This window comes from Pseudoalteromonas rubra (assembly GCF_001482385.1).
Taxonomy (GTDB): Bacteria; Pseudomonadota; Gammaproteobacteria; order Enterobacterales; family Alteromonadaceae; genus Pseudoalteromonas; species Pseudoalteromonas ardens.
In genome coordinates, this window is sequence record NZ_CP013611.1 from 292,008 (window position 1) to 306,291 (window position 14,284).

A 14,284-nucleotide genomic window follows, 5' to 3' on the forward strand; every position below is an offset into this window, starting at 1 on the left:
AAGCCGCCCATGCTGAGGCAAGAAGACCTCGCTTGTCACCGGTCAAAAGTGTCCGAATCTATCTCTGAAGTATAGGTTCTTAACGAACATTTTTAACACTGTGAGCGGCAGATTATATCTTTCAAACTGGTTATTAATGCTTAGTACTAGTTTAGTTCATCAATGAAAGCTTCTGCGCGGCCAATATAGTTGGCAGGCGTCATTAGCTTCATGTCAGCTTTTACTTGCTCTGGCAGATCCAGGCCATCGATAAACTCAGCCATAATTACCTGATTAACGCGTTTACCGCGTGTCAGCTCTTTTAGCTTTTCGTACGGCTTTTCGATACCGTATTTACGCATCACAGTCTGGATTGGCTCAGCCAGTAGCTCCCAGTTGTCATCCAGCTCTGCTAACAGGCGATCTGCATTCACTTCCAACTTGCTGATCCCTTTAAGTGTGGCCTGGTAGGCGATCAGAGTGTAACCCATGCCAACACCCAGGTTACGTAGTACCGTCGAATCGGTCAGGTCACGCTGCCAGCGAGAAACTGGTAGTTTTTGCGCTAGGTGAGTGAAGATTGCATTGGCAATACCCAGGTTGCCTTCAGAGTTTTCGAAGTCGATTGGGTTCACTTTATGTGGCATGGTTGAAGAACCAATTTCGCCCGCAATGGTTTTTTGCTTAAAGTGGTTGAGTGCAATGTAACCCCATACGTCACGATCAAAGTCGAGCAAAATAGTGTTGAAACGTGCAACCGCATCGAACAGCTCTGCAATATAGTCGTGCGGCTCAATTTGCGTGGTGAAAGCATTCCAGGTCAGGCCCAGGCTGGTTACAAATTGCTCTGCATGATTGTGCCAGTCGTAATCTGGGTAAGCGCTCAGGTGAGCGTTGTAGTTACCGACTGCACCATTGATTTTGCCCAGCATCTGAACGTTGGCAATTTGCTCGCGCTGACGTTGCAGACGTACGTATACGTTTGCAAATTCTTTGCCCATAGTTGAAGGAGAAGCAGGCTGACCGTGGGTGCGGGTCATCATTGCCACTGACTTATATTCAATCGCCTTTTCTTTGATAGCAGCCAATAGCTTGTCGCAGTATGGCAGCAGTACTTGATCACGCGCTTCACTCAGCATCAGACCATGAGAAAGGTTGTTGATATCTTCAGATGTACAGGCAAAGTGAATAAACTCATTTACTGCCTGAAGCTCAGCGTTGTCTGCGACTTTCTCTTTCAAAAGATACTCGACGGCTTTAACGTCATGGTTAGTTGTGCGCTCAATCTCTTTAACTCGCGCGGCATCCGCTTCACTGAAGTTATCAACAATGCTGTCTAACAGGGCATTCGCCTGCTCACTGAAGGCTGGAACTTCGTTGATTGCAGCTGCGTTGGCCAGGGCTTGTAGCCAACGTACTTCAACCGTCACACGATACTTGATCAGGCCGAATTCACTGAAAATACTTCTCAGCTCACTGGTTTTGCTACCATAGCGGCCATCTACTGGAGAGATAGCGGTTAACGCTGAAAGCTCCATAACTTCTCCTAACTAATTGGTTTTGAACGATATTTAAATATAACTTTGTGCAGCAGTAATGATTTTTTTCTTCGCAAAGAAAAATTGACGACGCTTACCACCAAGCTGACGCCATAACACTGCGCTGCGGATCCCGGCCAGTAACAGGGCCCGGATCTGATGTTGTACATGAGATTGTTTGAGCAACTCGGGTTTACCAAAAATTTGGATTTTTGGGCCCACCGGACTTACAACCTGGCTATAGATATCAGCCAAAGCGGCAACGATTTGCTCGTCACCGATATCGAAGTGCTGAAGTTGCCTGTCGAGTTGTTCAATACGCTTGCCCAGTTCAGCTAGAGCTTTGCTATTGGCTGACAGCGCGCGTTCTAATTGCATCAGACTACCGACGTATTTGACCATTTCCACGTCCTTCTCACCTTGCGCACTCAGCTGATCTGCGAGTGCACGACAGCCTTGCTTGACGGCACCGGGGTCTTCGTAGACATCCTGAGGGTTTTGCGGCGAAGTAATAGTGATACTTTTTAATATACTGTCTGTTTCGTGGCTATTAAAGGTGCCATATCGGGCGCATTTCTGGACAAGCTTGGCAATTTGACACATAGCTGCCAGTGGGATCACGACTTCACGCTGCATTATTTGATCACCGACTCAATGATACCACCACCCAGACACACATCATCGAGGTAAAAGACTGCAGATTGACCAGGTGTCACTGCTTTTTGTGGTTCATCAAACAACACGCGTGCCATGCCATCCTGACCGACCAGTAATGTACATGGAATGTCTTCCTGGCGATAACGGGTCTTAACTGTACAACGTGTTGTGCCCTGTGGACCCACGCGATCAACCCAATGTAGCTGGTTGGCGTTGAGGCCATTACTGAACAGGCGAGGGTGGTTTTTGCCTTGCCCGACGATCAATACATTGCGTTCAACGTCTTTATCGACCACATACCAGGGTTCGCCGGAGCCTTCTTTCATTCCGCCGATCAATAACCCTTTGCGCTGACCCAAAGTGTGATACATCAGGCCTTCATGTTCACCAACATGGTTGCCTTCGCTGTCTTCAATATTGCCAGGCTGAGCTGGCAAAAACTTTTGCAGGAAGTCTTTAAACTTGCGCTCACCAATAAAGCAAATACCGGTGCTGTCTTTCTTATTGTGAGTAATTAAATCCTGCTCTTCCGCGATGCGGCGTACTTCGGGTTTCTCGATATTGCCGACCGGGAAAAGTGTTTGTGCCACGTGCTCATGGCTGAGTGTGTAAAGGAAGTAGCTTTGATCTTTATTGTTATCAAGCCCACGCAGCATGGCAAACTTGCCATCTCGTTCCTCACGACGTACGTAGTGACCTGTCGCGATATAGTCAGCACCCAGTGCTTCGGCGGCAAATTCTAAGAAAGCCTTAAATTTGATTTCTTTGTTGCACATGATATCCGGGTTTGGTGTGCGACCGGCTTTGTATTCGGCAAGGAAATACTCGAATACATTGTCCCAGTATTCTGCAGCAAAGTTAACGGTATGCAACTCAATGCCTAATTTATCGCATACTGCCTGAGCGTCTTTTAAATCTTCAGCGGCGGCACAGTATTCGTCATTGTCGTCTTCTTCCCAGTTCTTCATGAACAGGCCTTCAACCTGATAGCCTTGCTGTTTAAGCAGGTAGGCCGAAACGGAGGAATCTACGCCGCCGGACATGCCGACGATGACTTTAATTTGACTGTTATCGCTCATAAACTCGCTGTGTATTTTGATTACAAAAAAGTGAGCTGCATTATAGCATGTAAATCAAGGTGCCCGGAAGTCGCGGGCCGATTAATCCCAAGTTTTTCATCGTCGGGCTAAGTGGTTTTCATCACGCGATACTGGCCGTTTTCAATCCCATCAAGCGTGTAGGGGCCGATCCGGTAGCGGATCAGTCGCAGGGTCGGGTAGCCAACATGTGCTGTCATGCGTCTCACCTGACGGTTACGACCTTCTGATATGGTGATTTCCAGCCAGCTGGTGGGAATGTTCTTACGTTCGCGGATAGGGGGAGTGCGTGGCCATACATCGGGAGCTTTGATCACGCGCACTTTGGCTGGTCGTGTCGGCCCGTCTTTGAGCATGACCCCCTCGCGCAGTGCATGCAGCGCGGTGTCATCGGGTTCACCTTCTACCTGAACCCAATAGGTTTTGTCGGTTTTTTTGCCCGGCTCGGTCAGCTTATGTTGTAAGCGGCCGCAATTGGTGAGTAACAGCAGGCCTTCGCTGTCTCGGTCGAGTCGTCCTGCGGCATAAACATCTTTTATATCAACAAAGCTGGCGAGTGTTTGGCGATTTTGATCGTCGGTAAACTGGCACAGGACATCAAAGGGTTTATTAAACAGAATGATTTTAACCTGATCTGGCGAGAGCTTAGGTTTATTCGTTCGTTTTGTGCCGGGACGTTTATGAGTAGGGCGCTTGGCAGTGTGTGTTCGGTTTTTTGTGCGCTGTGCAGGCATAGTCACTAGTATAGCTGAGTTGCGATGGCGCGAGTGTAGCAAAGAATGGCGGCAAAGAAAAAAGGTGGCTGTCAGGCCACCTTTTTACAGCAATGAATGTATTAAGCCATGTTAGCTAATACGTCATTCAGTGTTTTGCTTGGACGCATGGCTTCAGAAGCCAGTGCATCGTTAGGCTGGAAGTAACCGCCGATATTCATCGCCTGGCCCTGAACGTCGTTCAGTTCACCGACGATTGCCGCTTCGTTATCTGTCAGGCCTTTTGCAACGTTTGCAAATTTAGTTTGTAGCTCAGCATCTTGTGTTTGCTCTGCAAGGGCTTGTGCCCAGTACATAGCAAGGTAGAAGTGGCTACCACGGTTGTCGAGTTCTTTCACTTTACGTGAAGGTGACTTGTTCTCATCGAGGAATTTACCCGTTGCTGCGTCCAGCGTGTCTGCCAGTACTTGTGCTTTGCTGTTACCAGATACCTGGCTCAGGTGCTCAAGAGAGGCTGCTAGCGCCAGGAATTCACCCAGTGAGTCCCAACGTAGGTGGTTTTCTTTTTCGAACTGTTGCACGTGTTTAGGCGCAGAACCGCCAGCACCTGTTTCAAACAAGCCGCCGCCATTCATCAGTGGTACGATAGACAGCATTTTTGCACTGGTGCCCAGCTCAAGAATTGGGAACAAATCTGTCAGGTAATCACGTAGAACGTTACCAGTCACTGAAATTGTGTCCTGACCCTCTTTCATGCGAGCAAGTGAGAATTCGGTTGCTTCAACTGGTGCCAGGATATGAATTTCCAGACCTGAAGTGTCGTGCTCTGGCAGGTAGGCGTTTACCTTTTTGATGAGCTCAGCATCGTGTGCACGATTTTCGTTCAGCCAGAATACCGCAGGCGTGTTGGTTGCACGTGCGCGGTTAACTGCCAGCTTAACCCAGTCTTTGATAGGTGCATCTTTCACTTGACACATACGCCAGATATCGCCTTGCTCAACATCGTGTTGTAGCAATACGTTACCTGCTTGGTCAACAACGCGGATTTGACCGGCTGATGGTGCTTCGAATGTTTTGTCATGTGAACCGTATTCTTCGGCTTTTTGTGCCATCAGACCAACGTTAGGGATAGTACCCATAGTACGTGGGTCGAACGCACCGTGCTCTTTACAGAACTCGATAGTTGCCTGATACACGCCAGAGTAACAACGATCAGGAATGACGAAGCTGGTATCTTGCTGTTTACCTTCCGCATTCCACATCTGACCACTGGTACGGATCGCAGCTGGCATAGATGCATCGATGATCACATCGCTTGGTACGTGCAGGTTAGTGATGCCACGGTCAGAGTCAACCATTGCAATACTAGGGCGCAGGTCATAAACGGCAGCTAAATCAGCTTCAATTTCTGCACGTTTCGCTTCGTCCAGGTTAGCCAGTTTGTTGTAAACGTCACCAATACCGTTGTTTACATCTACACCCAACTCTTCGAATGTTTTGCCATGCTTAGCAAATACTTCTTTATAGAATACTTTAACAGCGTGACCAAAAATGATTGGATCAGAAACCTTCATCATGGTGGCTTTCATGTGCAATGAGAAAAGTACGCCTTTTTCTTTTGCCGCTTCTACTTCTGCTTCCAGGAAGCTGCGTAGTGCACTTACGCTCATACGAGACGCGTCAATGATTTCGCCAGCCAATAATGGTGTGCTTTGTTTCAGGACTGCAACCGTGCCATCTGTAGCAACGTGTTCAATGCGAACGTCAGTTGCTTGTGCAACAGTAGTTGATTGCTCTGAACCGAAGAAATCGCCTTCGCTCATGCTGGCAACATAAGATTGTGAGTCTTTAGACCATGCACCCATTGAATGTGGGTTTTTACGTGCGTACGCTTTAACAGAAGCTGGTGCGCGACGATCTGAGTTACCTTCACGCAGTACCGGGTTTACCGCACTGCCTTTGATCTTATCGTAAGTCGCTTTGATTTGGGCTTCTTTGTCGTCTTTAGGCTCTTCAGGGTAGTCAGGAAGGGCATAGCCTTTTTCCTGCAGCTCTTTAATTGTCGCTTTTAGCTGAGGGATAGACGCACTGATATTAGGGAGTTTGATGATATTGGCTTCTGGCGTTTTGGCCAGTTCACCTAGCTCAGCAAGGGCATCACCAATGCGTTGCTCTTCGCTCAGAAATTCTGGGAAGTTCGCAATGACACGGCCTGCCAGTGAAATATCACGAGTTTCAACTTCAACACCAGCCGCTTTGGTGTAAGCCTGGATTACTGGCAATAAAGAGTAAGTTGCCAGAGCCGGCGCTTCATCTGTTTTAGTGTAAATAATTTTTGATGTCATCATCATTCCTAGATAGTTTAGGGCTAAACAGCCGTTCAACAAAGCAAAAGCTTGCTATTCAAGGACGTATCCGCATACACGATCTTTATTCAGCCATCAGCTTGGTGACCTGATTAGGGATCATCAAGCTGATGGCTGAGCTCGGCATATAGCAAGTTTGTTAGGTATTGTTACTCGTGGGCACAATAAAAATATCTAACACACCTGACGCGCCCTGAGGCTTAACAAATTGGGTGGCTTGTTTGACATCGGCGGGGATTGTATCAACCAAATGACGAAGTCGCTAATGCAATTTAATAAACATATAAAATTTTATGAACTAAGGTGGAAGAAATGAGACTAATTAACGAAGAGGATTAAGCGAGAAACAAACGTAACCCGCTTTGAGTGTGCCAAAATCTTGCAATGCTAAACAACTTCCTCCGCTATCGGCGCGATGTTGGTAGCGTGCAGCCCTTTGGGACCTTCTTGCAGATCGAATGTTACATCCTGACCGGCTTTAAGCGTTTTGTATCCATCCATTACAATCGTGGAGTAATGGGCAAAGATATCTTCTTCGCTGCCGTCTTCTACGATGAAACCAAACCCTTTGGCATTATTGAACCATTTGACTTTTCCGCAAGCCATACTTCTACATCCTTCTATAAGTTGACTAAATTAAGTTAATCTAACCTTTGAAATTTGCTAAGCTGCCCATATGATTATTATGTCCAGCTAGGTAAAGACTGTAGTTTATTTGGCCAGACAGTCAAGTTTTTAAAGCGATTTTTTAACAATTTATTTATTTTTCAATTCAAGTTGCTTGAGTTGATAAGACAAGACTATATTTTATTATGAGTGGGACAAACGAATCTGGTGTGGTTGACGCGGTCCGCGAGGAACAGAAACAAAAGTTGCAACCGCCGCGCAAGTACAAAGTGATTTTAAACAATGACGATTACACACCAATGGATTTTGTCATTGAAGTTTTAATGACATTTTTCCGTATGGATAGCGAAAGAGCAACTGAAGTGATGTTGAAAGTACATCACGAGGGAAAAGCGGTATGTGGACTGTATCCTGCCGACATTGCCCATACAAAGGCTGAGCAGGTAAATCGATATGCTCGGGATCACGAGCACCCGCTGCTCTGTAGTTGTGAGCAGGAATGACCTTATATATTCTCGTTGGGGGTTGCCAATGCTAAATAAAGACTTAGAAATTACTCTGAATACCGCGTTTCGTGAGGCAAGAAATCGCCGTCACGAATTTATGACGGTAGAACATTTACTGCTCGCATTGATTGATAACCCGTCTGCCAGTGAAGCACTGAATGCTTGTGGCGTTGATACAGAGGGGCTAAAAAAGGAGTTATCTGAATTTATTGATGAGACTACGCCGGTCATTCCAGATTTGGAAGAAGACCGTGAGACACAGCCGACACTTGGCTTTCAGCGCGTATTACAGCGCGCCGTTTTTCATGTTCAGTCTTCTGGTCGTAATGAAGTGACGGGTGTCAATGTGTTAGTGGCGATTTTCTCTGAGCAGGAAAGTCAGGCTGTGTATTTGCTGAAAAAAGCAGATGTCAGTCGTTTGGATATTGTTAATTATATCAGCCATGGTATTTCAAAATCGGACGATGAAGTTGAGCCGGAAGATAATGAAGAAATCCATGAAGAGAGCCACGAAGCAGCATCTGAAGAAAAAACCAAATTGGAGAACTTCACAGCCAATTTGAATGTGCTGGCCAAAGCGGGTCAAATTGATCCTCTGGTTGGGCGCGATCAGGAAGTAGAAAGAACCATTCAGGTCCTGTGCCGCAGAAAGAAAAACAATCCGTTGTTGGTTGGTGAGGCTGGTGTAGGTAAAACGGCTATCGCTGAGGGCTTGGCGTATCGGATTGTTAATGAGCTGGTACCAGAAGTGATTGCCGATGCAGTGGTGTATTCACTGGATATGGGCGCGTTACTTGCCGGAACTAAATATCGGGGTGACTTTGAAAAACGCTTCAAAGCACTGCTGAAGGAGTTACAGGCAAAACCCAATGCCATTTTATTTATCGATGAAATTCACACTATTATTGGTGCCGGAGCGGCGTCAGGTGGCGTGATGGACGCGTCAAACTTGATTAAGCCTCTGCTATCAAGCGGCCAGCTGCGTTGCCTTGGGTCAACCACGTATTCCGAATTTAAGAATATTTTCGAAAAAGACCGTGCGCTGGTTCGGCGTTTCCAGAAAATCGATGTGGTGGAGCCGAGCGTAGCGGATACCGCCAAAATTCTGAGCGGTCTGAAAGAGCGTTATGAAGAACACCATGGTATCAGGTATACCCAAAAAGCGTTGAAGGCAGCTGCGGAGCTGAGCGCAAAATACATTAATGAGCGTCACTTGCCAGATAAAGCCATTGACGTAATTGATGAAGCGGGTGCAAACCAGCGCCTGTTGCCTGCCTCTCGACGTAAAAAAACCATTGGTGTCGCTGATATTGAGCAAATAGTCTCTAAGATTGCGCGCATTCCTCAGCAAAATGTGTCATCAAGCGACAAAGAAGTGCTTAAAAACTTGGATCGTAACCTGAAGATGCTTGTCTTTGGTCAGGACGAATCCATTGATGCTCTGACGTCTGCTATTCGTTTATCACGCTCAGGGTTGGGCAGTGAGGATAAGCCGATTGGTTCATTCTTATTTGCAGGCCCAACTGGGGTTGGTAAAACGGAAGTGACTAAGCAACTGGCGAAGTGTATGGGCATTGAGTTTGTACGCTTTGATATGTCTGAGTACTCTGAGCGTCATGCAGTAAGCAGATTGATTGGTGCGCCTCCTGGATATGTTGGCTTCGAACAGGGCGGCTTGCTGACCGATTCGGTGATTAAGCATCCGCACTCTGTGGTGTTACTGGATGAAATTGAAAAAGCGCATCCGGATATCTATAACATCTTATTGCAGGTCATGGACCACGGTACACTGACCGATAATAATGGTCGTAAAGCCGATTTCCGCAACGTGATTGTGGTGATGACAACCAATGCAGGTGTGCAGGAAACCGTGCGCCAGTCTATTGGTTTCCAGCAACAGGATCATTCACACGATGCGATGGTTGAGATTAATAAGGTGTTTACACCTGAGTTCAGAAACCGTCTGGATAATATTATTTGGTTTAATCACCTTGAAAAAGACGTCATCTTGCAGGTTGTCGATAAGTTCATTGTTGAACTACAGGCGCAGCTTGATAAGAAATCTGTCTGTCTTGACCTGACAAATGAGGCGAGAGATTGGCTGTCAGACATTGGTTATGACAAGTCGATGGGCGCGCGTCCAATGGCCAGGGTGATACAGGACAACCTTAAGAAGCCACTTGCCAATGAGATTCTGTTTGGTGAGCTGGTTGATGGTGGAACTGTCACTATATCCGTTAAAGATAAGAAGCTGTCGTTTAAGTTTGAGTCTAATGTGGTTGAACCCGCTTGACCTTGACTTAAGACGACAAAAAGCCCGGCAATTGCCGGGTTTTTTGTTTTAATCGTCTCTTTGTATCCGCTTAGTGTGGTAAGCGTTACTGAGCTGGGCGAATTAACGCGCGCGGAAGACGATACGTCCTTTGCTCAGATCATAAGGTGTCATTTCAACAGTCACCTTGTCACCGGTCAAAATACGGATGTAGTTTTTGCGCATTTTGCCAGAGATATGTGCCACAACTACGTGACCATTTTCCAATTCAACACGGAACATAGTATTTGGTAAAGTGTCAAGGACCGTGCCTTGCATTTCAATAACGTCTTCTTTCGCCATGGGGAGCGTATCACCTCTTTGATAAGTTTAACGGTGCAGATTTTGCCGAAAAGCGCGCGATAAGTAAAGGCAGGAGCGCTTATTTTTGTAATCTAAATGTTGACCCAGACATCGCTTTTGAACTGTTGCGCAGGTAAATATTGTTGCTTATAGCGCATTTTGGGACAGGCATCTATCTGGTATCCAAGATAGAGGTAGGTTTTATCATGCTGTCGGGCAAAGTCTAATTGGGCCATGATCATGATAGTCCCCAGGCTTAATTGGGCATAATCGGGGTCAAAAAAAGTATAGATAGCTGATAAAGCGGTGGGCATTGTATCCGTGACTGCAACGGCTATGAGCTTGTCTTTGTGCCATAGTTCGATGAAAGTGATGGGCAACCAGCGACAAAACAGAAAGCTTTCGTATTGAAGTCGGTTGGGCGGATACATAGAGCCATCGCTGTGACGCATTGTGATGTACTTTTCGTATAACTGATAATAGTCAGCTTGTTCCTGAGTACTATATTCAAAGCGAAACTCTGAGTTTATTTTATTCCATTTGCGTTTTTGTGAGCGTGAGGGAACATACGCATCAGCCAGTACACGCACTGACTGGCAGGCGTGGCAGGCTGGGCAGTGTGGACGGTATATATGATCGCCACTGCGACGAAAGCCAAATGAGAGCAAGGCCTCAAAGCGAGCAGGTGTATAGCAGTTGCTATCCAGGATAACCAACAACTGCTCTTTTCTGTCTGCGAGGTAACTGCAATCAAACTGTTGACTCAGTCCAATTTTTGAAGGGAAATGTTCAGTCATATATCGCCCTCAATGGTTGCGGATGCCACATCGAATCAGGCACTTGATAATGGCTTGCTGCTTTAAGTTTAGCTAAAAATTCTCTTCGTGAGATGACTTTTGCACCTAAAGACACCAAATAAGGGTTCTCTAGTTGGCAGTCTATGAAGTGGGCGCCATGACGCTTGAGCCAGTTTACTAATGCCCACATAGCCAGTTTGGAGGCATCTGGTACGTGGTAAAACATTGACTCTCCGCAAAAAACACCATTTAACATCACACCGTATAAACCGCCAATCAGGGTGTTCTCGTGCCACACTTCAACGCTGTGTACGAACCCTTCATCATGGGCTTTCAGATAAGCATTGAGCATGGCACTGTTGATCCAGGTGCCTTCTTTGTCCAGCCGCTGCTCCCTGCATGCCTTAATAACTTGCTCAAATGCTGTGTTCACCGTTACCTGTGGCGCTAGTTTTCGCATAGATTTTTTGAGGGAGCGACTGACGTGAAATTCATCTAGGTCGAGGATACCCCGTTCACTGGGCGTCCACCACATAATCGGCTCTCGTTCATTGAACCAGGGGAAAATACCTTGTTGATAGGCGCGGCGCAGCCTTGTGGTACTCAGACATCCACCTACGGCCAGCAGCCCATCTGGATCTTTGAGTGCAAAATGGCAGGGGGGAAAAATAAAATCGGTGGCAGACAGATGAAACAATTGCTGAGTCATATTCGGGGATCTGAATTACAAACTAAAAACTTCAGGGATGAAGTCAGTCTAACCTATTTTTGCTCAGGCGTGGGGATTTTATATTGGAAGACGTGTGTTAAGTCACACGTCTTCCAGCAGGCGTTACTTAAGGTTGTCTAAGTAACGCTCTGCATCTAGGGCTGCCATACAGCCTGTGCCCGCAGAGGTAATTGCCTGGCGGTAAATGTGGTCAGAGACGTCACCAGCAGCAAAAACGCCTTCAACGCTGGTTTGAGTGGCATTGCCGTTCAAACCTGATTGTACAACCAGGTAACCGTCTTTCATTTCCAGCTGACCTGCAAACATGTCTGTATTTGGTTTATGGCCGATAGCAATAAACACACCAGCAAGGTCTAGCTGCTCAGTGGCATCAGAATCGGTATCTTTAATACGGATACCCGTCACACCCATGTCATCACCCAGGACTTCATCGAGCGTTTTGTTCAGGTGAAGTACAACATTACCATTGTTTGCCTTTTCCATCAGACGATCTGACAGGATTTTTTCACTGCGGAAAGTGTCACGTCTGTGGATCACGTGTACTTCTTCAGCAATGTTTGACAGATACAGCGCTTCTTCAACAGCTGTATTACCACCACCGACAACCGCAACTTTTTGTCCGCGATAGAAGAATCCATCACAGGTTGCACATGCTGAAACACCGCGACCCTGGAAGTTGGTTTCTGATTCCAGACCCAGATACTTAGCAGAAGCCCCCGTCGCAATGATCAACGCATCACAGGTATAAGTACCCTGATCACCCGTTAAAGTGAAAGGACGCTTAGTGACATCAACTTTGTTGATGTGATCAAAAATGATCTCAGTCTCGAAGCGCTCAGCGTGCTCCTTCATGCGATCCATCAGTGCAGGACCTGTCAATCCATGCGCATCACCTGGCCAGTTTTCAACTTCAGTAGTGGTAGTCAGCTGACCGCCTTGTTGCATTCCTGTGATCAGCACTGGGTTAAGGTTAGCACGGGCTGCATAGACAGCGGCAGTATAGCCTGCAGGCCCTGATCCAAGGATCAATAGTTTGCAATGTTTTGCATCACTCATGTAAACAATTCCTAAAAATAAATTTTATCTTCTCTAGTTAGTGCTGCCGATTCTATGAATTTCAAGCCAGAAGTAAAATAAATTGCAAAAATCGATTTTTTATAAAATGACAAGCTGTCAAATATACTGTACTTGCTGAGAATTTGCGCCACAAGCGTGTAAATGAACGGTATTTCATGACCTGAGTGTTTTTTTTTGCTATGTTCTAGGGAATTTTTCTCTGTCTATTTGACGTTAGTCTGTTTTTAAAGGTAGTTATGGCATTTTGGCAGGATAAACCTGGGTTTTCACTGGAAGCGGAAAGTTGCACAATACTCACTGACGCAAAACAGTATCATACACAGCTTTTGTCACTCATTCGCGGCGCACAGCAACGCATTTACTTAACCGCATTGTATTTGCAAGACGATGAGGCGGGGCGTGAAATACTGTCTGCCTTACATGAGGTGGCAACAGCGCGGCCAAACCTAGAGATCCACGTGCTGGTCGATTTTCATCGTGCTCAGCGTGGTCTGATAGGTGAAGTAAAATCAGAAGGCAATGCGAAGCTGTATTGTGATATGCAAGCACAGTTTGGCTCACAGGTTAAAGTTTACGGTGTGCCGGTCAAGGCAAAAGAGCTATTTGGGGTACTTCACCTTAAAGGGTTCGTGATCGATGACACTGTGCTCTACAGTGGCGCCAGCATAAACAACGTGTACTTGCAGCATGGTGATAAATACCGTCTTGATCGCTACTTTGTGATTGAGAACCCTGCACTGGCGGCAAGTTTTTGTCACTTTCTGGATACTTATTTGTTGTCCAGTGAAGCGGTTCCGAGATTGGATTTACGCCCACTTAAACCTTTCTCCGAGCTAAAGGTGGCGCAAAAGCAGCTGATGAAGCAGCTTAAAAAAGCACAGTATGATATGAGCACGGCAACGGCGGAAAATGGCTTAAATGTGCGCGCTTTTTTGGGGTTTGGCCGCCGCACAAACAAGTTAAATCGCCTTATCAAAGCTTTGTTCGACACCACCGAGCGTGAGCTGTTGCTATACACGCCTTATTTCAATTTTCCGGCTCCATTGCTGCGCTCATTGCGAAGATTGCTTAAAGAAGGCAAAACAGTCACCATAGTGATTGGTGACAAAACCGCAAACGACTTTTATATCTCGCCTGATCAGCCGTTTAGCCGTATTGGTGCCTTGCCTTATTTGTATGAAACCATTTTGTACAAGTTCCTTAAATCGCAAAGGCGCTATCTCAATGCCGGCCAGTTGAATGTTTATTTGTGGCGTGATGGCAATAATTCATTTCATCTGAAGGGAATTAATCGGGATAATCAGGTTCATCTGATGACCGGGCATAACCTTAACCCGCGTGCCTGGGGCCTAGATATCGAAAATGGTATTCTGATAGAAGATCCCGAGCAGCAACTTGAGCAGGCCATTAATCAGGAGCGAGATGCAATTCTTGCTAACTGCACCAAACTGACTGGTCCGCAGGATCTTGAAACAGTGGATGATTATCCATTACCGGTTAAGAAGATACTTGGCCAGGCGAAGCGTGTCAAAGTTGACTTTATTATCAAAAAGTTCATTTAGATTAAAAAGGGCCATCAGGCC

General features: G+C 46.4%; 13 protein-coding genes. 3 read left to right on the forward strand and 10 right to left on the reverse strand.

Annotated elements, in window-relative coordinates:
- Positions 1 to 146 precede the first annotated feature (146 nt).
- The 6 genes from purB to cspD all read right to left on the reverse strand — a co-directional run bounded on the left by purB (position 147) and on the right by cspD (position 6,956).
- Entirely contained in the window at positions 147 to 1,517 is a 1,371-nt protein-coding gene (gene purB, locus AT705_RS01295; RefSeq protein ID WP_058795158.1) for an adenylosuccinate lyase, read from the reverse strand.
- 33 nt (positions 1,518 to 1,550) lie between these two features.
- Positions 1,551 to 2,153 carry a high frequency lysogenization protein HflD gene (gene hflD, locus AT705_RS01300; RefSeq protein WP_058795159.1) on the reverse strand — a complete coding sequence of 201 codons (603 nt, stop codon included), beginning with the start codon at positions 2,151 to 2,153 and terminating at the stop codon, positions 1,551 to 1,553.
- Positions 2,153 to 3,253 carry a tRNA 2-thiouridine(34) synthase MnmA gene (mnmA, locus tag AT705_RS01305; RefSeq protein ID WP_010385392.1) on the reverse strand — a complete coding sequence of 367 codons (1,101 nt, stop codon included), beginning with the start codon at positions 3,251 to 3,253 and terminating at the stop codon, positions 2,153 to 2,155. Before mnmA ends, hflD begins: the two co-directional genes overlap by 1 nt.
- 107 nt (positions 3,254 to 3,360) lie before the next feature.
- Positions 3,361 to 4,005, reverse strand: a complete 645-nt coding sequence (locus tag AT705_RS01310; protein WP_058795160.1) for a pseudouridine synthase — start codon at positions 4,003 to 4,005, stop codon at positions 3,361 to 3,363.
- 101 nt (positions 4,006 to 4,106) lie between these two features.
- Positions 4,107 to 6,329 carry an NADP-dependent isocitrate dehydrogenase gene (locus AT705_RS01315; protein ID WP_058795161.1) on the reverse strand — a complete coding sequence of 741 codons (2,223 nt, stop codon included), beginning with the start codon at positions 6,327 to 6,329 and terminating at the stop codon, positions 4,107 to 4,109.
- A gap of 408 nt (positions 6,330 to 6,737) precedes the next feature.
- On the reverse strand, positions 6,738 to 6,956 hold the full coding sequence (cspD, locus tag AT705_RS01320; RefSeq protein WP_010385386.1) for a cold shock domain-containing protein CspD: 219 nt from the start codon (positions 6,954 to 6,956) through the stop codon (positions 6,738 to 6,740).
- 206 nt (positions 6,957 to 7,162) lie between these two features.
- Between cspD and clpS the strand changes: the two genes are divergently transcribed.
- Entirely contained in the window at positions 7,163 to 7,480 is a 318-nt protein-coding gene (gene clpS / locus AT705_RS01325) for an ATP-dependent Clp protease adapter ClpS (RefSeq protein ID WP_010385384.1), read from the forward strand.
- A gap of 28 nt (positions 7,481 to 7,508) precedes the next feature.
- Entirely contained in the window at positions 7,509 to 9,776 is a 2,268-nt protein-coding gene (gene clpA, locus AT705_RS01330; protein WP_010385383.1) for an ATP-dependent Clp protease ATP-binding subunit ClpA, read from the forward strand.
- 102 nt (positions 9,777 to 9,878) lie between these two features.
- On the opposite strand, the gene infA is transcribed toward clpA, so the two are convergent.
- From infA to trxB, 4 genes are all read right to left on the reverse strand, one after another.
- Positions 9,879 to 10,097, reverse strand: a complete 219-nt coding sequence (gene infA / locus AT705_RS01335; protein WP_002962494.1) for a translation initiation factor IF-1 — start codon at positions 10,095 to 10,097, stop codon at positions 9,879 to 9,881.
- A gap of 92 nt (positions 10,098 to 10,189) precedes the next feature.
- Complete coding sequence (locus tag AT705_RS01340; RefSeq protein ID WP_058795162.1) at positions 10,190 to 10,894, reverse strand: arginyltransferase; 705 nt, start codon at positions 10,892 to 10,894, stop codon at positions 10,190 to 10,192.
- Complete coding sequence (aat, locus tag AT705_RS01345; RefSeq protein WP_049863765.1) at positions 10,887 to 11,603, reverse strand: leucyl/phenylalanyl-tRNA--protein transferase; 717 nt, start codon at positions 11,601 to 11,603, stop codon at positions 10,887 to 10,889. The genes AT705_RS01340 and aat overlap by 8 nt, the downstream gene beginning before the upstream one ends.
- A 123-nt stretch (positions 11,604 to 11,726) precedes the next feature.
- Positions 11,727 to 12,680, reverse strand: a complete 954-nt coding sequence (trxB, locus tag AT705_RS01350) for a thioredoxin-disulfide reductase (protein WP_046003205.1) — start codon at positions 12,678 to 12,680, stop codon at positions 11,727 to 11,729.
- A gap of 257 nt (positions 12,681 to 12,937) precedes the next feature.
- Here trxB and pssA point away from each other — a divergent pair, with 257 nt between their 5' ends.
- Positions 12,938 to 14,263 carry a CDP-diacylglycerol--serine O-phosphatidyltransferase gene (gene pssA, locus AT705_RS01355; protein WP_058795163.1) on the forward strand — a complete coding sequence of 442 codons (1,326 nt, stop codon included), beginning with the start codon at positions 12,938 to 12,940 and terminating at the stop codon, positions 14,261 to 14,263.
- The last annotated feature ends 21 nt before the right edge of the window (positions 14,264 to 14,284 follow it).